Raw genomic sequence first — 20,835 nt, forward strand, 5'->3', positions numbered from 1 at the left:
AACAAGCCGCGAGATTCGTGTTGCGCAAGTTGAAGGTTTGCCACCGGCCTTTTGAATGAACGGGATGGCTCGCCATGGACCAGATCATTTCCGCCGACCAGAAAGACCTATCCGTCCTGCGGCCGCCCGAACGCGACCTGCGGCTCGATCTGTTTCGCGGCGTCGGGCAGTGGATGGTCTTTCTCGATCACATCCCGCACGACCTCGTCAGCTGGCTGACGCTTCGCAACTACGGCTTCAGCGACGCGGCCGAGTTCTTCGTGTTCATTTCCGGCTATCTCGCCGGCTTCATCTACGGGCCTGCGGTGCGCGGCGGCTATTTTCTCGCCGCAACCAAGCGGCTGATGAAGCGGGTATGGCAATTATACATCGCCCATATTTTCCTGTTCCTGCTCTTTACGGCGCAGGTCGCGCGCACCGCCAAGCGCTTCGACAATCCGATGTACGAGAATGAATTCAACGTCTTCAACTTTCTGCAGCACCCCGACGTGATGATCGGGCAGGCGCTGTCGCTGAAGTACAAGCCGGTCAATTTCGACGTGCTGCCGCTCTATATGGCGCTGCTGTTCGCGTCGCCGCTGATCCTGTGGTGCCTGATACGGCGTCCGGCGCTCGCTCTGCTCGGCTCGGTCGTGCTGTATATCGCGGCGCGCTGGTTCGACTGGAACCTGCCGTCCTATCCAGCGGGGTCGAGCTGGTATTTCAATCCGTTCGCCTGGCAGATGCTGTTCGTGTTTGCCGCCTGGTGCGGTCTCGGCGGCAGCGCGCAACTGCAATTTCTGATCGGCTCCCGCGCCGCGCTGGCGGTGGCCGTGGCCTGGCTCGCGTTTGCGTTCCTGATCGTGATGACCTGGCACAGTGCGTTTCTTGAATCGCTGATCCCGAAGTGGATGATCAAGGTGATCTATCCGATCGACAAATCCGATCTCGACATGCTGCGCTTTACGCATTTTCTGGCGCTGGCGCTGGTGGTCGTCCGGTTCGTTCCGAAGCACTGGCCGCCGCTGACGTCGAAATGGCTGGTGCCGCTGATGGCCTGCGGGCGGCATTCGCTGCCCATCTTCTGTCTCGGCATATTCCTGTCGTTTTCGGCGCACTGGGTCCTGACCCAGTATTCCAAAGGCTTTGCCGAGCAGCTTTTCGTCAGCGCGGTCGGCGTAACGGTCATGGTGGCGGCGGCCTTTCTGTTGGACTGGTACAAGAAAGTGCCGGTGCTGTTCGAGGCGCCCAAAACCGAACCTACGACCGAGCCCGCGCAGGCGTGATGGGGTACCGCGGGTTCGGTACCCGGATGCGGGGAGGGCTATTAGGTCACCCCTGCTGACCATCTTTTGGCATTGCGGACGGTCATATTTCTCGTCTAGAACGGCCGGGAAGCGAGGTCCCGGCAACGAACCGTCAACGGTTTTGGCCGAGGATTCCGACTTCTCAAGGGTCTGGCAATGCTGATTCGCAGCGAAATGTCTGGAGTTCGGGGTGGAGCGGCCAAGGCTGCCCCCGCGATTCCGGCTGCGTCCTTGCCCACCCTCCTTCTTGGCGGGCTTCTGCTTCTTATCGGCCCCTGAGGGCCGTCTGGGCGGTTGCGCCTGGGCACTCAGGGGTTGCGCGAGATCACCAGACCCTTCAGCGCTCAAAAAACAGCGCACGACCCATAAGGAATTCTTCCAATGACTACCGCACCGAAGTCCGAGAAGGACCGCGTCATCGTATTCGACACCACCCTGCGTGACGGCGAGCAATGCCCCGGCGCCACCATGACGTTCGAGGAAAAGATCGAGATCGCCGAGATGCTCGACGACATGGGCGTCGACGTCATCGAGGCCGGCTTCCCGATCACCTCGGAAGGCGACTTCCAGGCGGTCAGCGAGATCGCCCGCCGCTCCAAGAATTCGGTCATCGCCGGCCTGTCGCGGGCCAACCCGAAGGACATCGACCGCTGCGCCGAAGCGGTAAAATTCGCCAGGCGCGGCCGTGTCCACACCGTGATCGCGACCTCGCCGCTGCACATGCGCGTCAAGCTCAACATGACGCCGGAGCAGGTGCTGGATCTGTCGGTCGCCAACGTTACCCGCGCCCGCAACCAGATCGACGACGTCGAATGGTCGGCCGAAGACGCCACCCGCAGCGAGATGGACTTCCTCTGCCGCATCGTCGAGGCCGTGATCAAGGCCGGCGCCACCACGGTCAATATTCCCGACACTGTCGGCTACACCACGCCGGAGGAATACACCCGCTTCATGCGCACGCTGATCGAGCGGGTGCCGAACTCCGACAAGGCGGTGTTCTCGGTGCATTGCCATAACGACCTCGGCATGGCGGTGGCGAATTCGCTGGCCGGCATCGCCGGCGGCGCACGCCAGATCGAATGCACCGTCAACGGCATCGGCGAGCGCGCCGGCAACGCCGCGCTGGAAGAAGTCGTGATGGCGATGAATGTCCGCAACGACGTGTTTCCGTGGTGGAACCGGATCGACACCACCATGCTGACGCGGGCATCGAAGCTGGTATCGGCCGCGACCTCGTTCCCGGTGCAGTACAACAAGGCGATCGTCGGCCGTAACGCCTTCGCGCATGAGAGCGGCATCCATCAGGACGGCGTGCTGAAGGACGCCTCGACTTACGAGATCATGCGTCCCGAGATGATCGGCCTGAAGAAGTCGTCGCTGGTGCTCGGCAAGCATTCCGGCCGCCATGCCTTCGTGCACAAGCTGGAAGAGATGGGCTACAAGCTCGGCGCCAACCAGCTGGAAGACGCCTTTGTGCGAATGAAGGCGCTGGCCGACCGCAAGAAGGACATCTACGACGAGGACATCGAGGCGCTGGTCGACCAGGAGATCGCGGCAGCCCACGATCGCATCAAGCTGACCTCGCTGACCGTGATCGCGGGCACCCATGGCCCGCAGCGCGCCACCATGAAGCTCGACATCGACGGCAAGATCAAAATCGAGGAAGCCGAAGGCAACGGTCCGGTCGATGCGGTCTTCAACTGCATCAAGGCGCTGGTGCCGCACGAGGCCAAGCTGGAACTCTATCAGGTCCACGCCGTCACCGAAGGCACCGATGCCCAGGCCGAAGTGTCGGTGCGGCTCGCCCATGAAGGCCGCTCGATGACGTCGAAGGCCTCCGATCCGGATACGCTGGTGGCCTCGGCGAAAGCCTATCTCGGCGCGCTCAACAAGATCGTCATGAAGCACCAGCGCGACGAACCGGCGCAGGTGGCCAGTTAATAACCGCGGTCATTCCGGGGCGCATCGAAGATGCGAACCCGGAATCTCGATGTTATCGAAAAATAAACGCGGCGCCCAAAGCGCCGCGTTTTTGCGTTGGGCTCAATTGCCGCCCGCCACGCGATTATGTTTGAGCCGCTGTTCGCCGCGCGTTAATGAGATTGGATGCTCGTCCATATCCAGATTCTCCGGTTTATCGCGGCAGTCTCGGTCATCGCCTTTCATGCCCTGGGCGCCGCCCCTGACGGCTTCAAGGTGGCCGAGAGCCCGATCTCCTTTGTGCTGTCCTATGGGGGGCGCGGCGTCGATCTGTTCTTCGTCATTTCAGGCTTCATCATTTTTTATGCGACCCATGGCAGAGGCCTGACGCCGGCGGAATTCCTGCGCCGCCGCGTCGAGCGGATCGTGCCGCTGTATTTCTTCGTGATCTTCGCCGTCACGGTGCTGGCGGTGACGTTGCCGGCCACGTTCGGCGCGACGGATTGGTACACGCCCCGCCATATCCTCAAGTCGCTGGCGTTCGTCGCCTTCACCGACGGCGAGATGCCGGTCGTCTATGTCGGCTGGTCGCTCGAATACGAGATGTATTTCTATCTCGCGGTCGCGCTGCTGATGGCGGCAACGCGCGATGCCTGGCGCAACGTCGTGGTGATTTTTTCCGCGCTCGCCATCGCCGGGCGCATCCCGGGCATTGACGCTGCGCTCGGAAATTACGCCTTCTTCGTCGATCCGATGATCCTCGAATTCGTGCTCGGCGTCATCGTGGGCCACGTGTTCGTGAATGGCCGGGCCGGTTGGCCGATGCTGGTCGCTGCGGCCTGTGCGACCGTGGCGGTGCTGGTGACGGACCCCACCCACCGCGTCATCGTATCCGGCGTTCCGTCAGCCTTGCTGGTGGTGGCGGCAGCCTTTGTCAGCCGCAAGCGCACTGATGCGTCGTGGCCGGAGCGTGCGTTGGCGCGGCTGGGGGATGCGTCCTATTCGATTTATCTGGCTCAGGTGGAGACGGTGTCGCTGGCAGGAGCGACCGTGGCCGGCCTGATCCCGTCGATTCCTCCGCTGCTGCTCTTGGTCGTCACCAGCGTCATCGTCGTCGCATTCGGCCTGCTGCTCAATATCGCCGTGGAGCGGCCGTTGCTCAGGTTCAGCCGGCGCCTTGGCGCTCTGCGCCCGGTGCAGGCCTCCGGCTGAAACGGCGCATTGACGCGATTGCGCCTGGCATTTTTAATTGGCGGCATCGGCTTGCCGATCGGGCGGCACAGCGAATAACAACAATCCGCAAGGGGGATGTGCGAATGATGGACGGTTCGACCAACGGCGGCCAGATGCCATCGCCGATGCTGTTCCAGCCGCTGGCGGTCCGTGGCCTCACGCTGAAAAATCGCCTCGTGGTGCCGCCGATGGTCCATTATCGCTGCGACCCCGGCCATACCTGCGGCACCTTCCACCTCGTGCATCTCGGCCGCTACGCGCTGGGCGGTTTTGGCCTCGTCTTTGTCGAAGCGACCGGTGTCGAGGAGATCGGGCTGATCAACGAGCACGACCTCGGCATCTGGAACGAGGCGCAGGTCGAGAGTTTCAAGCCGCTGATCGCCTTCATGAAGCGTCAGGGGACCGCGATCGGCATCCAGCTTGCCCATGGCGGCCGCAAGTCATCCTCGCAAACCGCCATGCAGGGCATGGGACCGCTCACGGAAGAAAATCTGAAGGCCGGCGACAAGATTTGGCAGCCGGTGGGGCCCACCGCCGAGCCGGTCGCCAAGGGCTGGCTGACGCCGCGGCAACTGACGACGGAAGAGTGCAAGGCGATGGTCGGCACCTGGGCCAAAGCCGCGCGGAATGCGGTAGCTGCCGGCTTCGACACCATCGAGATCCACACCGCGCACGGCTATCTGCTGGCCTCGTTCCTGTCGCCGGTGTCCAACACCCGCAACGACGAATACGGTGGCGATCGCGCGGGGCGCATGGGCCTGCCGCTGGAGATCGCCGAAGCGGTGCGCCGCGAAATGCCGGCCTCCATGCCGCTGTTCGTCCGTGTCTCGTCCGTCGACGGCACGCAGAAAGGCTGGAACATGGATGACACCGTGGTCTTTGCGCGCGAACTGAAAGCGCGCGGCGTCGACGTGATCGATTGCTCGTCCGGCGGCATCGCCGGTGCAGCTACCGCAGCCCAGGTGCCGCGCAGCCTCGGCTTCCAGGTTCCGTTTGCGGAGCGCGTCCGCAAGGAAGCCGACATCACGACCATGGCGGTGGGCATCATTCTCGAAGCGCAGCAGGCCGAGGCGATCCTGCAGAACAAGCAAGCCGATCTCGTCGCGATCGGCCGCCAGTCGCAGTTCAATCCCAACATCGCCCACCATTGGGCCCACGATCTCGGCATCAACGCGCGCTTCGAGGACTGGTCGCCCGAATTTGGCTGGTGGCTCGAAAAGCGCATCAGGACGCTGGAAGGCTTTGCCACGCCGACCGGCGTGGTGACCCACCGCGGACGCATTAACCAATAGTTAAGGTTATATTTGCTGGTCCGGGAGGCCGGGCCTAGCCTTGGCCGGGATATCGCTTCGCAACCCGGGAAACAGGTGCGTGCCATGGCATATGGAAGGTACGGAGCGCTTGCAGCGTCGCTTGCCGTCATCGCGCTGATGTTTGCCGGTGACGAGACATTCGCGAGGTCAGGCGGCGTGCACGGTGGAGGTTTTGTCTCGGCGCGCGCGATCCCTCATTCGCCATTTGGCCGGCTGCATCACCGGAGAAATGTCGGGGCGTACTGGCCGGCGGGCTACTACGACGGGCCATCAAATGGCGAAGCCATTGCCGACGTTCCGCCGCCGCTCTCGAGCGACATCCATTACACCTACACCAATGACGTTCCCTGGGATTGGGCGCATCGGTATCCGCCGGATGTCGTGCCGTCCGCCCGGGCCTATGTGACGCAGTGCCCCGCGGAGACCGTGACGGTCCCCGGCGCCGGCGGCAAGGACCACACCGTCAATATCGTGCGGTGCTACTAGCGGAATTAGCAGGACGGATCGCATCTCCGCTGCGGTTTGTTGACACCTGCGACAGAGTGAGATTCTCTGCCCCGACACGGACAACCAACCGGCCATCATTTCAATGTCGACCCTTGAGCCGCATTGCGAGGAGGGACGGTTGCCATTCTCCTCCTCATCGTGTTTCTCGTCGCCCGCGACCTGCGAACCAGCCGGTTAAGCCGCTACTCCGCGCTGCTCTTCCTCGGCACCGCCGCGTTCGTGATCGATTCGGCGCCCGGCTTCTGGACGCTCGACATGCGTCTGAAAATTCCGATCCATGTTCTTTGCATCGCAACGCCGGCGGTGTTCTGGATCATGGCGGCGGCGCTGTTCGATGATGACTTCAAGGCACGCTGGTATCACGCACTCGCCTGGCTCTGGCTCGCCGGCCTCGCCTGGCGGGAAATGTATGGCTGGCCGTCTGCCGTCGTGGCCGTTCAGGAGGCTTCGTCGCTGCTGTTCGTCGCGTTCGGCGTCTGGCATGCGCTGGCCGGCCGGGCTGGGGATCTGGTGGAATGGCGGCGTCAGCTCCGCGTCGAGTTCGCGGTGATCACGGCGCTCTATATCGCCTCCATTATCGTATCGCAGCGGATCTGGCCCGGCACGCTGGGCAAACCTCCCTACAGTCTCTTCAACGCGATCGGCCTGATGGCGTTCATCTTTGTGTACGCCTGGCTACGACTGTCCCTGTTGATCAGCCAACAGTTCGCGCCGGCGTCGCCACAGGACGGCTCGGCGCCGCTCATCGGCGCAGGACCGCGGCAGGCGCCATCAGCCACCGGGCAGGACGCCGTCGTGCTCGAGGCGCTTCGCAAGCTGATGGTGGAGGGCAAGGCCTACCGCGACGACGGTCTGAGCATCACCTTGCTGTCACAAACGCTCGGCGTTCAGGAATACCGGTTGCGCCGCCTGATCAACGGACAACTCGGTCACCGGAATTTCAGCGCCTTCGTCAACGGCTACCGGCTGACGGAGGCGGAAACAGCATTGGCCGACCCCGGCCAGGCCGAAGTGCCGATCCTGACCATTGCGCTCGACGCCGGCTTCGGCTCGATCGGGCCGTTCAATCGCGCGTTCAAGGCCCATACCGGGCTGACGCCGACCGAATATCGGCGCACCCGTGTCGATGCCCCGTTGCCGATTCCGGAATCGGCCAGCCGGTCGTAGGATTCGGCCAGAAGCGGCTGGAAACCGGCGAGCCGACAAACCTTTCCGATGTCACGTTGATCCCCAAGGCAGCGCGAGTCCCTGAAGGGCTGGCGCCTTTGCTGGACAGGAGATCGGCCGTGAAGCAACTCGTCCAAATCCTTCAATTCGCTCTTCCCGCCGTGATCGCGATCGCGACGCTCGAAGCGCTGTTCCTCGCCGTCGTGATGCGGCGGGATTACAACTGGCGGGCCTATTTCGCCTCGCTCGCCGATGCGCTGGGCCGGGAATACATCGTGTACGTTTTCCTGTCGGCGAGCCTTGCGACGCCGCTGATCCGTCTGGCCTGGGAGCACCGCCTGTTCACCGTGCCGCTCGATACCGCGACGGCGGTAGTGGTGCTCGTGATCGGCCAGGACTTTTGTTATTACTGGCTCCACCGCGCCAGTCACCGTATCAGGTGGTTCTGGGCGAGCCACGCGGTGCATCATTCATCCAACGAACTCAATCTCGGCGCGTCCTATCGTTTCGGCTGGACCGGGCGGCTGACCGGCGCCGGGGTCTTCTTTGTGCCGATGATCTGGCTCGGTTTCGCACCGGGTCCGGTCTTCATCGCCGCCGGTTTTGGCCTGCTCTATCAGTTCTGGATCCATACCGAATGGATTCCGAAACTCGGCTGGCTCGAATATGTGCTGAACACGCCCTCGCATCATCGCGTGCATCACGCCGCCAATCCGGAATATCTCGACCGCAACTACGGCGGTATCTTCATCGTGTTCGACCGCCTGTTCGGAACCTTCGTCAGCGAGCGCGACGACGTACCCTGCCGCTACGGCCTGGTAACGCCGTTGCTCTCGAACAACCCGCTGGTGATTGGATTTCACGAATGGGCGGCGATGGCCCGCGATCTCTGGCAGGCCCGCAGCTGGCGCGCGCGGCTAATGCATGTCGTCGGTCCGCCCGGCTGGCGCGCGGAGGCGAAGGAACAGGCGGCCGACGCGCACGTGAGCCCGGCAATGCGGGAAGGCGCCACGGTGGCTCTTCCCGACGCGCGCGGTGTATAGCCAAATTGTTGACAGTTGACGACCCGGTTGCGATACAAATCGGCAACCGGGAGATCAGTTCAATGGTCCGTCAGATCAGATGCGTGCTGATGCGCGGAGGCACCAGCAAGGCCGTTTTCCTGAGGGAGAGCGATCTTCCGGTCGACGAAGTCGAACGTAACAGCACCATCCTTTCCATCTTCGGGTCGCCGGATCGCCGGCAGATCGACGGATTGGGCGGCGCCGATCCCCTGACCAGCAAGCTCGCGATCATCGGCCCGGTCCGGACGACGGAACCGCGCGCGGCCGGCACGCATCTCACCTACACCTTCGGCCAGGTCGAGATTGCGCATCCCGAAATCGACTGGTTGAGCTTGTGCGGCAATATCAGTGCGGCGGTGGGCGCCTTCGCGGTTTACGAGGGGTATGTGACGCCGAGCGAGCCCATGACGCAGGTGCGGGTGTTCAACACCAATCTGTCGCGGGTGCTGACGATCGAGGTGCCGGTGCTGGACGGGCGCCCGATTGAACAAGGCGACTATTCGGTCCCCGGTGTGCCCGGAACGGGCGCGAAGATACTCATCGATTTTTCCGACACCGCCGGCGCCGCCACCGGCGCGTTGCTTCCCACCGGACGGCCGGTCGATCGTCTTAATGTTCCCGACGACGGCGAGATCGACGTCTCGCTGGTCGATATCGGCAACGCGCACGTGTTCGTACGCGCTGGCGATCTGGGCTTGCGCGGCACCGAAGGCGCCGCGCAGCTTGATGCCGACCACGAGCTGCGTGCACGCCTCGAGCGTATCCGGGGTGCCGCAGCCGAGCGCATGGGCATGATCGCAAACGCGGCGCAGTCGCGCGAAGAGTCGCCCGCCACCCCCATTCTCGGCATCGTCAGTCCGCCGGCGTCCTATCGCGACGAGAACGGTGGCACCGTTGTGAACGAGAACGAGGTCGATCTGGTTTCCCGCCTGATGTTCATGCAGCAGACCCACAAGACCTATGCCGGGACCAGCACCGTGTGTACCGGCGTCGCCAGCCGGCTGGCGGGAACCCTCGTGCACGAGGTGACACGGCTGCAAATGCGCGGGGCGGACACGGTGCGCATCGGACATCCCGCAGGCGTGATCGAGACCGAAACCCGGGTCGAGAAGAACGGGGCCGGTGAATACGTCGTGCGACGCGCGACACTGGGGCGTACCGCGCGCCGCATCATGGAGGGCTATGTCTTCGTACCTGATACGTCGCACTGAGCACTGGACTAGCGCGTCTCACGCATCGACAAATCGGTGACCGTTCTGCGTTGTGACACCGTCAGGATCTTGCCTTCGCGAACGAGATCCTTGCAGGCCTCCTTCAAGACCACGACCGCTTCCCGCGTTGCCCGGCTCACAGGACGCCCGCGCGGCAACGCTAACACGCGGTCGGCGCCCATCCAGGGCAGCAGGGCTGCCGACAGCGCACCTGCGGCTACCTCCTCATGAATGCCGGAAAACGGCAGCAGCCCGTATCCAAGTCCGGACGCCACGATCCGCTTCAACGGGATGCTGCTGTCGACGCGCAATGAAAACGGCACCGTCGGCGGAAACGGGTTGCGGCTGAGTGGCAGGATGGCAGAGGGCAGGTTGTCGAACTCCTTTCGGGTCAACTTGCCGCGCTTGAGCAGGGGATCGCGGGGCGGACCGATCAGAAACACCTGCTCGACCACCAGAACCTCGTAGTCGAGATGATCGTTGGGCTGCGGCGCGGTAACGATCGCGAGGTCGAGTTCGCCACGCAGCAGACGGTCGCTCATCCCTTCGGTCAGACCCTCGCTCAATTCGAGTCGCACCCGCGGAAACCGTTTCACGAATAATTGGGCGAACGGCGCATAGAGGATTTCGGCAAGGCTCGATGGCGCACCGAGCCGGACCGTGCCGCTGGGCTCGCGATTTTCCGTCCTGACCTCGGCCTTGATATCGTCGATGGTGCCCAGCAGCCAGCGGCCACGCGCCAGCAGCACCTTGCCTGACTCCGTGACCGACACGCCGCGCGCGCCGCGTTCAAACAGCTTGCCGCCGAGTTCATGCTCCAGTTCCTTGACGTGACGGCTGAGCGCCGACTGCGCGACGTTGAGCGTGCTCGCTGCGGCTGCGAAGCCGCCGCGTTCGGCGACCGCAATGAAGTAGCGAAGCTGTCGCAGGTCCATGTTCTGGCCTCCATCTCAAACCGAGATAGCAACCATATTAAACATATTCTTGTGAGATACAAAAATTAGATCACTCTCTGGCCAACAACAAAACAGGGAGAGACGCGCATGGGGATCGCTGCGGACGCAACGCGCCAGACGTCAGTGTTCATTGCCGGCGGCGGTCCGGTCGGCCTCGCCATGTCGCTGCTGCTCGACCGTTTCGGCATCGACTGCGTCGTGGTCGAGAAGAGCCCGACCACAACCGATCATCCGAAGTCGCGCGGCTGCTGGGTTCGCACCATGGAGATCTTCCGGCAGTGGGGGATCGAGACCGCGATCCGCGACCGCGGCCTGCAGGAAAATTCTGACATGTTCGTGTTCCTCGATAGCATCGCGGGACATGAGTACGGCCGCACCCGCCCCGAGCCGAATGCCGGGCACACCCCGGCCTGGAAGAGCCTCGTCGCCCAGGATGCGGTCGAGGAGGAGATCCTCCGCGTCGTCGAGCGATCGAAGCACGCCACCGTGCTGTTCAGCACCGAGTGTGTGTCGTTCGAGGAAACCAACAGCGGCGTCCGAGTCAAAACGCGATGTGAAAAGACCGGTGAAATCACCGAGTGGAGCGCGACCTACCTGATTGCCGCCGATGGCGCCGGCAGCCGGACCCGCCGCAGCGCCGGCATCGAAATGGTCGGACCATCCACGCTGGCGGTCATGTCGAACGAATATTGGCGGGCCGATCTGTCCAGTCTGCCGATCGCGCGCGAGGCCGCGGGCTTCATGGTCATCCCCGATCGGCCCGGCCTGCCGCGCGCGGGAATCCTCAACACCAATGGCCGGGATCGCTGGTTGACGGTGACGCAGATCGGATTGACCAAGGACGACCGCGAGCGGCCTTGGACGGATCAGGAGTTCATCGAAATCACGCGCGGGCACGTCGGAATTCCGGACCTCGATGTGACGCTGCTCAACCGCTCGATCTGGCGCGTCAGCATGCAGGTCGCGGAGACGTTTCGGAAGGGCAGGGTGTTCCTGGTTGGCGACTGCGCCCACCGCTTTCCGCCGACCGGCGGCTTCGGCCTGAATTCCGGGGTGCAGGATGCGCACAATCTCGCCTGGAAGCTGGCCTTCGTTCTCAAGGGCTGGGCCGATGAGCGCCTGCTCGACAGCTATTCGAGCGAACGGCGTCCGGTCGCGCAGTCCAACGCCAATTTCAGCTTCGGCAACCGGCTGCGGATCGGCCTCACCGACGACGCGGTGCGATCGCGCAATCCGGACCGGATCAAGTTCTGGATCAACGATATGGACAACCACCTGCACAGCATCGGCCAGAATCTCGGCCACAACTATGAAGAAGGCGCGGTCATTCCCGACGGTACCGTCGCGAAGGCGCTGAACTCCCGCTACTACACCCCGTCGGATCGCCCCGGCGCGCGCTTCCCGCACATGTGGCTCGATTCGTCGCGCAAGCATTCGACGCTGGACTGGTTCGACAAGGAATTTTCCGTCGTCACCGGTCCGCTCGGCAACGAGTGGCTGGAAGCGGGGCGGCAGGTTTCGGAGAAAACCGGCGTGTCGCTCTCGCTGAAGCAGTTGCCGGCGGCCGATCCCGCGGAAGGGTTTCAACTCGGCATGCGCGGTGCGGTGCTGGTGCGCCCTGACGGCCATGTGGCGTGGCGGATGCCGTGGCTGCCGTCGGATCCGGCCAAGGAACTCGCCGGCGCGCTGTCGACGCTGCTGCACTAGCGGGGAGCTCCGATGCAATTCTTCGAAGCCAATGGTGTTACGACCGCCTATCACACCTCCGGCCACGGCGCGCCGCTCGTGCTGTTGCACGGCGGCGAGGCCGATCACGCGATGTTCGACGGCCTTGCGCGCGCGCTGAATGGGGCCTTCACGGTCATCGCCTATGATCAGCGCGACTCCGGCGCGACGCGGAATCCGCCTGCATCCTATTCGCTGGCTGATCTCGCTGACGATGCCGCCGCTTTGATTCGCGGCCTCGGCCATGACCGGGCCCATGTGATGGGGACGTCGCTCGGCGGCCAGATCGCGCAGGCGCTGGCAGCGCGGCATCCCGATAGCATCGACCGGCTGATCCTGAGCAGCACCTGGAAGATCAACAAGAGCCTGCTGGAGGTGAATCCGGACGCGTTCCGCACCCTGGCTTCCTACCGCGCCGACACTGCCGGCAACGCGCCGAAGATCGCCGAGTTCTTCTTTCCGCCGGAGTGTCTGCGTGCGCGGCCGGAACTGATCGATATCTTCCGCGGCAACAGCCGCGACGACGGCCAAAAGGCGCGGCGCGGCGCGATCCTGGCGCAACCGGTCGCGGCTGATCTCGCAACATTCGAGCGTCCGACGCTTCTGCTGGCCGGCAGCGAAGATCGCCTGATTCCGAACGTCGAGACATTTGCGATCGCGCGCGATCTCAAGCGCGCCGAGACGCGCGTGATCGAGCAGGTCGGTCATGTGTCGTCGATCCAGGCGCCGGAACGTGTGGCGGAGGCGGAGATCGCATTTCTGAATTCGTAAAAATACGAACTGACAACACAAAAGGGGGAAACCATGGCTGACCAGGCGAGCGCAGTGGCTTTCGACGAAGCGCCGGTAACGACGCGCTATTGGCTATCGATCATCCTTTTCGCCGTAACCGGCGTGGTCGATTTCTTCGATTTCTTCGTGGTCGGCTTTCTGGTGTCGGTGCTGGCGCCGAAATGGCATCTGACCTTCGGGCAGACCTCGATCATGCTGATGAGCGCCGGCATCGGGGCCATGCTGGGCGCACTGGCCTCGGGCTTCCTCGCCGATCGCTTCGGGCGGAAGCCGTTAGCGGTTATTGGTGTGCTGATCTGCGGGTTCAGTTCCGGCGCGATCGCGCTGATACCGGAAGACGGCTGGATCTTCTTCGCAGGCCTGCGCTTCTTCGTCGGCTTTGGCCTCGCGGCGGGTGCGGCGGCTGCGGTACCGGCGATCGTCGAATTCGCGCCGACGCGTCACCGGACGCTGATCACGAGTCTCGTGGTCGTTCCCGTCGCCTTTGGCGTGCTGTCGGCCTCGATTACGGCGAGCTATCTGCTGCCGCTGGTCGGCTGGCGCGGCCTTGCCGCGGTCGGCTTCCTGCCCATCATCCTTGCGGTTCTGACCGCCGTCATCATGCCGGAGTCGCCGCGCTGGCTGATCAGCAAGGGCCGCGTCAGGGAGGCGCAGACCAGTATCCGCAAGCTTTACCGGGTCGGCGATCAATCCTTTGCGTTGCCGACGCTTCCGGCGGCGAGCCCCGCGCGGTTCGCCGATCTGTTTGCCGAACAGCGGCGGTTCTGGCTGACGGTGCTGATCTGGTTCGGCGCCAGCACGGCCAACTACGGCGTCTTCCTGTGGGGACCGACGATCGTAGCACTGTTGCTCGGTGTCGCACCCCAGGATGCGGCGAAGATGTTCATCTATGTCAGCCTTGCCGGCGTACTCGGCCGCACCGGCTTTGCCTTTCTGGCGCATCGGGTCGGCCGCAAGCCGTGTGGTCAGTTGATGGGATATGGCACCGCCATTTCGCTGGCGCTCGCGGCCTACTTCCACAATGATTTTGTCGGCTCGGTGCCGCTGTTCCTGGTTTTCCTGGTCGTCGGCGCGCTGTTCTTCGACGGCGGGTTCTCCAATCTCGGCCCGTATCCGGCGGAGATTTTCCCGGTTCAGCTCAGCGGGCGCGCCGTCGGATTGGCCCAATTCGCCAATGGCGTTGGAAAGATCGTCGGTCCGCTGTGCCTGGCGCTGATCGCAGGCGCGGACAATCTGGTGCATCCGCAGGCGACCGCATCGGCGGTGATGCCGGCGTTTGTCTTTCTTGCGGGCGCAGGCCTTCTGGTCGGTCTCGCCTTTACGTTCCTCGGTGTTGAGCCACACGGGCGCCCGGTCGCGCTGTTCGGCGGCAACCGGGCTGCGAATGCGACACCGGAACAGATGACGGCAAAAACCGCGGCGTGACCTGAGATGAGAGGCGATGACATGAACATGATGCCTGGCACCACCGTAATGAAGGCGCCGTTCGACACGGATAAGCTCGACCGGCTGATGGATGAGGCGGGTCTCGATGTCCTGATCGCGACCTCGCGTCACAACGTGCAATATCTGCTCGGCGGGTATCGCTTCTTCTTCTTCGACGTGATGGAAGCGATCGGCACCAGCCGCTATTTGCCGGCGTTCATCTATCAAAAAGGCCATCCCGAAAATGCCGCCTATATCGGCAACCGCATGGAAGGATTCGAGCGCGAACTCGGCAGTATCTGGACCCCGGTCGTCAAGACGGCGTCATGGGGAACGATCGACGCGATCGGGCTTGCCGTCGAGCATGTGCGAAAGCTCGGCGGCAACGCCAGGAGAGTGGGTATCGAGGCCGGCTTCATGCCGTCGGACGCCAAGGACGTACTGGCCAGCCTCAACAGTTTCGAGCTGCGCGAAGCCCATTTCGTGCTCGAACGCCTGCGTGCCGTGAAATCGCCGGGCGAAATCGAACTGATCCGGCAAGCGTCCGAGCGCGTCGTGGATGCGATGGCTGCGACCTTCAGGGCTTGTGCACCCGGCATGACCAAACATGACATTGTGGAGCACCTGAAGCGCGAAGAGCACGAACGCGATCTGGTGTTCGAATATTGCCTGATCGCCGCGGGCACCAGCCACAATCGCGCGCCGTCCAGCCAGCGGCTGGAGCAGGGTGATGTGATCTCGCTCGACTCCGGCGGCAACTACAAGGGATACATCGGCGATCTCAGCCGAATGGGCGTGCTCGGCGAGCCGGACAATGAGCTCTGCGAATTGCTGGAGCAAGTCGAAACCATCCAGCAGGCCGCCCGGCGCGTCATCAAGCCGGGCGCGCTCGGTGGCGACATCATTGCGGCGGGAGAAACCGCCGCGAAGTCTTCCACCCATCGCAAGGCGCTCGACTTCACCGCGCACGGCATCGGCCTTGTGAGCCACGAAGCACCGCGCCTCACCGCGACCGGGCCGGTGCCTTATGCGCCCTACGATGCCGACCGCGCGCTGGAAAGCGGAATGGTGATTTCGGTCGAAACCGCGCTGCTGCATCCCGCGCGCGGCTACATCAAGCTCGAGGATACGTTGATCGTGTGTGAGAAAGGTTGGGAAGCACCGGGCGACGGCTGCCGAAAATGGAATTCATCCCATTCGACGCCGGCAACATCGGATCTGTAACGTCATTTGAGCGAGACGGGTTTCTTTGCCGAATGACCGTTTTTGGCGCCAGGCGCGGTCGATTCCGTTCGGCGTCAAAACCAGACAGGTTACTTGTCCGGGCTTGGGGATTGCATCCGCTTTTGCGCGCTGAGATCTTCGTTGCTCTGGCCAGTTGGCGGCGTGACCGTATCTTCAGCGGCAGGGGGCACGATCAAGGCGATCACGCGCCGGCTCGCTCCGGGCATTCCCAACAGCGTCGACTGAACGACGAACTGCGAGGTGACGAATTGAGCCGCCCGGGCGGAGGTTTTCTGCATCCATTCGATGCAGTGCGCGTCTCCCTCAAAGCACAAGCCCGCCCAGCCCCGCTTGAGGGTGGTCTGACGTGGCAAGCCCCAGCTGTATTGGTAGGCAAACGGCCTTGCGTAACGCGGATGATCGGGACTGTAGAAGGCCGTCGCAAACGCCAGCGCATCATCGCCGCTCACCGCCGGCAGCGGCATGTCGGTGTGTTGATGCCATTGCCTGGTCAGCTCCAGGGCGGCCGACCGGTAAAAATTGCGACCTTCTTCGTACGCGTGGTTGTTCCGGTAGACCGCATGTATCGGAGCGGCGACGACGACGGCGATCAACGCGATGCCGGCCGTCATGACCGCGACATTGACCGTGTAAAACCGTTCGATCGGGTAGCTCGTCCCGCAAACAATCAGAACACCCAGCAGGAACAGGCCCTGATGCGCCCAAAGCGAGGGCATGTCGGTACCAAGAACGACGGCCGTGACCATCGGGAAAACAATGGTTCCAACGGCGATCAGGGATAGCAACCGGAGGCCGTCGTTCATATTCCTGAAGTCCTGTGGAAATCGTTTCAGGCGATATCCGGCAATCATTACCCAGGTTGCCGCTGGTATGGCCAAGGTGGCAGCGATGCCCAGAAAGAAGAAAAGCGCTTCATCGAGTGCCGGCCCGAAGCGGAAGCCCGCATGAGCGAGCGCATAGCCGAACGGTGCTGCGCCTGTCGTCGCCAGCCAGTGCAAATGCGGCCCGAGTACGATGAGTCCCGCCGCCACAGAGACCAGCGGCGCGCTCGAACCGAAATAGGCCCGGCGTTGCGGATGGCAGATCGCAGCGAATACGAAGCTTCCGATCAGGAAGATCGAGTAATATTTTCCGAGCATTGCGATCGCGGCCGTTGCGCCTGCCGCGGCCGCCCAAACGAAATGGCGGCTCTCGAAAGATCGCAGGAAGCAATATGTCGCAAGCGGCCAGATCGCCAGCAGCACCGCGTTGGCGTTGAAGCGCTGGGCATGAAACTGGTAGGTCGGCAACAGCATCAGAAGCAGCAACACGATGATCCGCTTGTCGCCCTTCACAAAGCGGCGGGTGATCAAGTCGACGCACCACAATGCGACGGCCGAGTTGACCATCGACATCAATTGCAGGGACCAGTCGGTCAGCGGGAATACGGATGTCCATACGCGGGTCACCCAGCCCATCAGCGGAGGATGCTTCGGATTGCCCCACTCAAAGGTTCGTCCCAGCGTCCAGGTCTCCAGCACATCCGGGTGAAGATCTCCGCTCAGATAGGCAATGCAAAGAAACGTCAGCCATAGGCCGGCAAACACGGCCAGCAGCAGCGGCACCGCCCAGCCTCGCTCAACCCCGTCGAGCCATTTCAGAAGGGGACGACGCCAGCGGGCGGGTGCCTCGTCGGACCGTGCCGCCATGGCCGAAAATGCAAAATCGAACGGCACCTCAATAAGCTCGCTTTTAACCCACAAATCATCGGACGGATTTGATTGGCCGGCCATCACCCTGAAACATCAAGGAATTCAGGTATGACGAAGACCAGCCGGTTGTACACCGATTAGCCGATCAGACCGCGTATCTTTTCTGGAACATGTTTAAGCTGGCCGGGCGTTGTCCGGAAGTTCCGGTTCCGGAAGTACGAGGCCTGTGCCGGCAAGGGAAGAATTACGGAGCCGATCAACTGACGCAGCCTTAACGCAATGGTTTTGAAGTCTCCATCACGCTGCGGGTCGCATGGCTTCGACTGCGTTCCAGCCGGGTAACGAAGCGCTCGCCGGTCCAAAGCTCGATGGCGCTACTGCTGGAGAGGGGTACAGCTCTGCCGATGGCTTCGTCGTCGTCAGCGCAACTGAGAGACTCCTAGCCATCGAAGTCGCCGTCGAATCCAACGGCGTAGGCCCGGTAGTGTGCGATGTGCTGGCGTCCCTCCGACGGGCGCGATGACCGTCGGCTAGTCACGGGCTGCGCGCGAAGGACGAGGACCGGTCCAGGCCGGAAGCGCGTCCCATTCGGCCCATCGCATGCGGCGCTCTTCGTCGCCGACCTTGATAAAAACAAATGGCGCATCATCCTGCCCGGTCTTCGATCCAACGAAGGTGGCGGGAAGTCCGTTCGAATTTCTGATGGTTGCTGTATTTGCCATCTCGTCTCCCGTCCGCCATGCGCGGATGTCGTTGCCGCAGGTTAATCGATACGGACTACCGCTGAAGTACCACCGCAGCGGCGATCAGCAATCCAAGGAAGATCGGCAGCAGCACCGGCGGCACCAGCCACTCACGAATGTCGAATTTTGCGATATTGGGCATCGAACCGCCTGCTTGGTTGAGGCGGGAGCGCAACGCTCTCAGTCACCGATAACAGCCGGGGGCGGGCGGTGATACCGAGCATATAGCAACTCCACCGCCCAATAGCGAGGCGGGAGCGTCGGCCAAATCGGCTTTATTGGCTGTATCTTCAGGCCGGGGTTCTCTATGGTCGGGGTTCCCTGACGTCCGTCGCCGCCAGAATCAAATTAGCCCGGTTGAGAGTAACTCGATGCATGTGCGCGCCGAACGCGACAAGAGGCAGAGCCGGGTTGAGGCAGGCCCGGGTCCGAATAGATCCGATCGACCCGGCGGGCGGCTGCGATGACCAGTCTGTCGTTGCTGCTGTTCCAGAACGGGTTACCCGACCTTCCCGTGCTGCTGGTCGAACCTCATCGAAACCGCAGCGGAGTCTGGCGCATCAAGTTCAGCTATGACGCTGACGAGCCGCTCTCGATGGACACCGGGCAGGCGTCGTCATTGGCGGCCGATCTCCATCAGATGGGCGAAGACCAGTTCGCGGTTGAGATCGACGACGCGGTCAGAAGCGCGACGCGTTACAGCTCGATGTGACGGGGGCGTTGCCTGGCCATCAGTATGGGCGACGACGATCGGGCTGGCTGAAAGCCCGCCAACCCGACCGTTCGCACCGTCAGTTGGCTGTGTCCGGCATGCAAGGCGGTACGGAATAAGGCGCCGAGGCGAACGCGCCGACGTTCGGCGCGCGCACACAATTGGCGGCGGTATTGGTCGCCATCGCAGGCTGGGTGTGCCGCGACGCGGCATTGCCGCGGGCGGCCGAGGCCTCGGTGGTGTAGGTGGCTGCCGCAACCAGGGCTGCGGCGACGAAGGTCAATTTGGTCATGGTTCTCTCCGCGCAGTGATCGAAGCCAAACAAGCTCGGCTCCTGAGACCAAGTGCGGTGAACGCCCGCAATTATTTCATCACGCGCGATCACTGAAACGCGAGCGCTTCGTCGATCGGGATCTGGCCGTGCCGCGCGCCAAGGCGCCATCCGCAGCAATGGTCTTCCGGCATGCCGCGCTTTGGGTTGACACCAGTATCGCCTGCGTTACTTTGGCCTTAACCGGGAAGCTTTCCCAAAAAGAACGAAGAAAAGGGCAGGGCACGCCGTGAAACGCGTCATAGCGTCTTGACAGGACCCGCGCGGACTTCCGTGCTCGCGCCATTCCATATCCGCAACTACCGCTTTCAATGGCCTTCCGATCTGCTCACCTCCTGGGCGTTTGAGATCGAGACGCTTGTGCTCGGCTGGTACATCATGGTCGAGACCGGCTCGGTGCTGCTGCTGACCGTGCTCGCATCGTTGCAATATGTCGGGACGCTGATCGCGCCGATATTCGGAATGATCGGGGACCGGATGGGGCATCGGGACCTTCTGGCCGTGATGCGCCTTGCCTATACGGCGCTCTCCGCGATCACCATGACGCTCGCACTGACCGGATATCTGTCTCCGCTCAATGTCATGATCATCGTTGCAATCATGGGCCTGATCCGGCCCTCGGACCTCGGCGTGCGCGGTGCGCTGCTGGCCGACATCATGCCGGCAGGACAACTGGTCGGGGCGATCAGCGTTGCGCGCACGACGCAGGACAGCGCGCGCATTGCCGGTGCTTTGACCGGTGCCGGACTGTTTGCGGCTCTCGGCATTGGGTTTTCCTATGTCGTCATCGTCTGTCTCTATATCGCGGCCACCATCCTGATGTTGTGCCTGACCCGGCCGCCTCAATCGGTTGGTTCGATCGATCATCTGTCGAGTGGCCTGCTCGGGTCCTCGCTGCTGCGGGACCTGAAAGAGGGCATCGTTTATTCCTGGAGCGGTCCCGGCATGCGTGCAGCGCTCTGCGTCGCGTTCCTCGCCAATCTGACCGCGTTCCCGCTGACCAACGGACTGCTTCCTTACGTCGCCCGTGAAATCTTCCACACCGACCAGACCGGTCTCGGCTATCTGTCGGCGAGTTTTGCGGTGGGCTCGCTGATCGGTTCGATCACGGTCAGTCTGGCGGGCGGCTTGCGCATCGCCAGGCTTTTGATCGGCGCCACGCTTGCCTGGTACGCGATGCTGCTGGTGTTCGTGGAGCTCAGAACCATGCCGGTCGCGATGGCCTGTCTGGTACTCGCCGGCATCGCCCAGAGCATGTCGATGATTGCGGCCGCTGTGATCCTGATGCGTACCGCGAGCGCGCATCTTCGCGGCCGGGTGATGGGGGTGCGGATGATGGTGATCTACGGCCTGCCGATCGGCCTGCTCGCGGCCGGCAGCCTGATCGACCTGATCGGCTATTCGGCGACCGGCACCCTCTATGCGGTCTCGGGGTTCATCGCGATGACGGCGATCGCGCTGCATTGGCGCGCCGATCTCTGGCCGGAGCACGCGCCGGCGAATGCGCGGTGAAG

The 20,835-nt window shown here is 62.9% G+C and carries 18 protein-coding genes; 14 read left to right on the plus strand and 4 right to left on the minus strand.

Annotated elements, in window-relative coordinates; genetic code table 11:
* Window positions 1-83 precede the first annotated feature (83 nt).
* From BLR13_RS26430 to BLR13_RS26465, 8 genes are all read left to right on the plus strand, one after another.
* Window positions 84-1,265 carry an OpgC domain-containing protein gene (locus BLR13_RS26430; protein WP_074831090.1) on the plus strand — a complete coding sequence of 394 codons (1,182 nt, stop codon included), beginning with the start codon at window positions 84-86 and terminating at the stop codon, window positions 1,263-1,265.
* Between the two features lie 402 nt (window positions 1,266-1,667).
* Window positions 1,668-3,227: a 2-isopropylmalate synthase gene (locus BLR13_RS26435; RefSeq protein ID WP_074817844.1), complete on the plus strand. Its 1,560-nt coding sequence runs from the start codon at window positions 1,668-1,670 to the stop codon at window positions 3,225-3,227.
* Window positions 3,228-3,392: 165 nt separating this feature from the next.
* On the plus strand, window positions 3,393-4,418 hold the full coding sequence (locus BLR13_RS26440; protein WP_074817842.1) for an acyltransferase family protein: 1,026 nt from the start codon (window positions 3,393-3,395) through the stop codon (window positions 4,416-4,418).
* A 104-nt stretch (window positions 4,419-4,522) separates the two neighbouring features.
* A complete protein-coding gene (locus BLR13_RS26445) occupies window positions 4,523-5,731 on the plus strand; it encodes an NADH:flavin oxidoreductase/NADH oxidase (RefSeq protein ID WP_244524941.1) in 1,209 nt (402 codons plus the stop codon).
* Between the two features lie 84 nt (window positions 5,732-5,815).
* Window positions 5,816-6,238, plus strand: coding sequence for a hypothetical protein (locus tag BLR13_RS26450; protein WP_074817840.1), 423 nt, complete (start codon window positions 5,816-5,818; stop codon window positions 6,236-6,238).
* 123 nt (window positions 6,239-6,361) lie between these two features.
* Complete coding sequence (locus BLR13_RS26455; protein ID WP_143039666.1) at window positions 6,362-7,426, plus strand: AraC family transcriptional regulator; 1,065 nt, start codon at window positions 6,362-6,364, stop codon at window positions 7,424-7,426.
* 119 nt (window positions 7,427-7,545) lie between these two features.
* The gene (locus BLR13_RS26460; protein ID WP_074817836.1) at window positions 7,546-8,469 is read left to right on the plus strand and encodes a sterol desaturase family protein; all 924 of its coding nucleotides are present in this window, start codon (window positions 7,546-7,548) and stop codon (window positions 8,467-8,469) included.
* Window positions 8,470-8,531: 62 nt separating this feature from the next.
* Window positions 8,532-9,701, plus strand: a complete 1,170-nt coding sequence (locus tag BLR13_RS26465) for a 2-methylaconitate cis-trans isomerase PrpF family protein (protein WP_074817834.1) — start codon at window positions 8,532-8,534, stop codon at window positions 9,699-9,701.
* Window positions 9,702-9,709: 8 nt separating this feature from the next.
* Here BLR13_RS26465 and BLR13_RS26470 read toward each other — a convergent pair whose 3' ends face one another.
* Window positions 9,710-10,636: a LysR family transcriptional regulator gene (locus BLR13_RS26470; RefSeq protein WP_074817832.1), complete on the minus strand. Its 927-nt coding sequence runs from the start codon at window positions 10,634-10,636 to the stop codon at window positions 9,710-9,712.
* A gap of 108 nt (window positions 10,637-10,744) precedes the next feature.
* Here BLR13_RS26470 and BLR13_RS26475 point away from each other — a divergent pair, with 108 nt between their 5' ends.
* Genes BLR13_RS26475 through BLR13_RS26490 form a run of 4 tightly spaced genes read left to right on the plus strand, consistent with a single transcriptional unit; the run spans window position 10,745 to window position 15,823 of the window.
* Complete coding sequence (locus BLR13_RS26475; RefSeq protein ID WP_074817830.1) at window positions 10,745-12,364, plus strand: FAD-dependent monooxygenase; 1,620 nt, start codon at window positions 10,745-10,747, stop codon at window positions 12,362-12,364.
* A 12-nt stretch (window positions 12,365-12,376) separates the two neighbouring features.
* On the plus strand, window positions 12,377-13,153 hold the full coding sequence (locus BLR13_RS26480; protein WP_074817828.1) for an alpha/beta fold hydrolase: 777 nt from the start codon (window positions 12,377-12,379) through the stop codon (window positions 13,151-13,153).
* 33 nt (window positions 13,154-13,186) lie between these two features.
* Window positions 13,187-14,599: an MFS transporter gene (locus BLR13_RS26485; protein ID WP_074817826.1), complete on the plus strand. Its 1,413-nt coding sequence runs from the start codon at window positions 13,187-13,189 to the stop codon at window positions 14,597-14,599.
* A 21-nt stretch (window positions 14,600-14,620) separates the two neighbouring features.
* Entirely contained in the window at window positions 14,621-15,823 is a 1,203-nt protein-coding gene (locus BLR13_RS26490) for a M24 family metallopeptidase (protein ID WP_074817823.1), read from the plus strand.
* 89 nt (window positions 15,824-15,912) lie between these two features.
* On the opposite strand, the gene BLR13_RS26495 is transcribed toward BLR13_RS26490, so the two are convergent.
* On the minus strand, window positions 15,913-17,616 hold the full coding sequence (locus tag BLR13_RS26495; RefSeq protein ID WP_074817820.1) for a glycosyltransferase family 39 protein: 1,704 nt from the start codon (window positions 17,614-17,616) through the stop codon (window positions 15,913-15,915).
* 449 nt (window positions 17,617-18,065) lie between these two features.
* Entirely contained in the window at window positions 18,066-18,257 is a 192-nt protein-coding gene (locus BLR13_RS26505) for a hypothetical protein (RefSeq protein ID WP_074817816.1), read from the minus strand.
* A gap of 484 nt (window positions 18,258-18,741) precedes the next feature.
* Here BLR13_RS26505 and BLR13_RS26510 point away from each other — a divergent pair, with 484 nt between their 5' ends.
* Window positions 18,742-18,990, plus strand: a complete 249-nt coding sequence (locus tag BLR13_RS26510; protein ID WP_074817814.1) for a hypothetical protein — start codon at window positions 18,742-18,744, stop codon at window positions 18,988-18,990.
* Between the two features lie 79 nt (window positions 18,991-19,069).
* Here BLR13_RS26510 and BLR13_RS26515 read toward each other — a convergent pair whose 3' ends face one another.
* The gene (locus BLR13_RS26515; RefSeq protein WP_074817812.1) at window positions 19,070-19,282 is read right to left on the minus strand and encodes a hypothetical protein; all 213 of its coding nucleotides are present in this window, start codon (window positions 19,280-19,282) and stop codon (window positions 19,070-19,072) included.
* A 312-nt stretch (window positions 19,283-19,594) separates the two neighbouring features.
* Here BLR13_RS26515 and BLR13_RS26520 point away from each other — a divergent pair, with 312 nt between their 5' ends.
* Window positions 19,595-20,833, plus strand: coding sequence for an MFS transporter (locus BLR13_RS26520; protein WP_433994231.1), 1,239 nt, complete (start codon window positions 19,595-19,597; stop codon window positions 20,831-20,833).
* Window positions 20,834-20,835: the final 2 nt, after the last annotated feature.

This window comes from Bradyrhizobium ottawaense (assembly GCF_900099825.1).
Lineage (GTDB): Bacteria > Pseudomonadota > Alphaproteobacteria > Rhizobiales > Xanthobacteraceae > Bradyrhizobium > Bradyrhizobium ottawaense_A.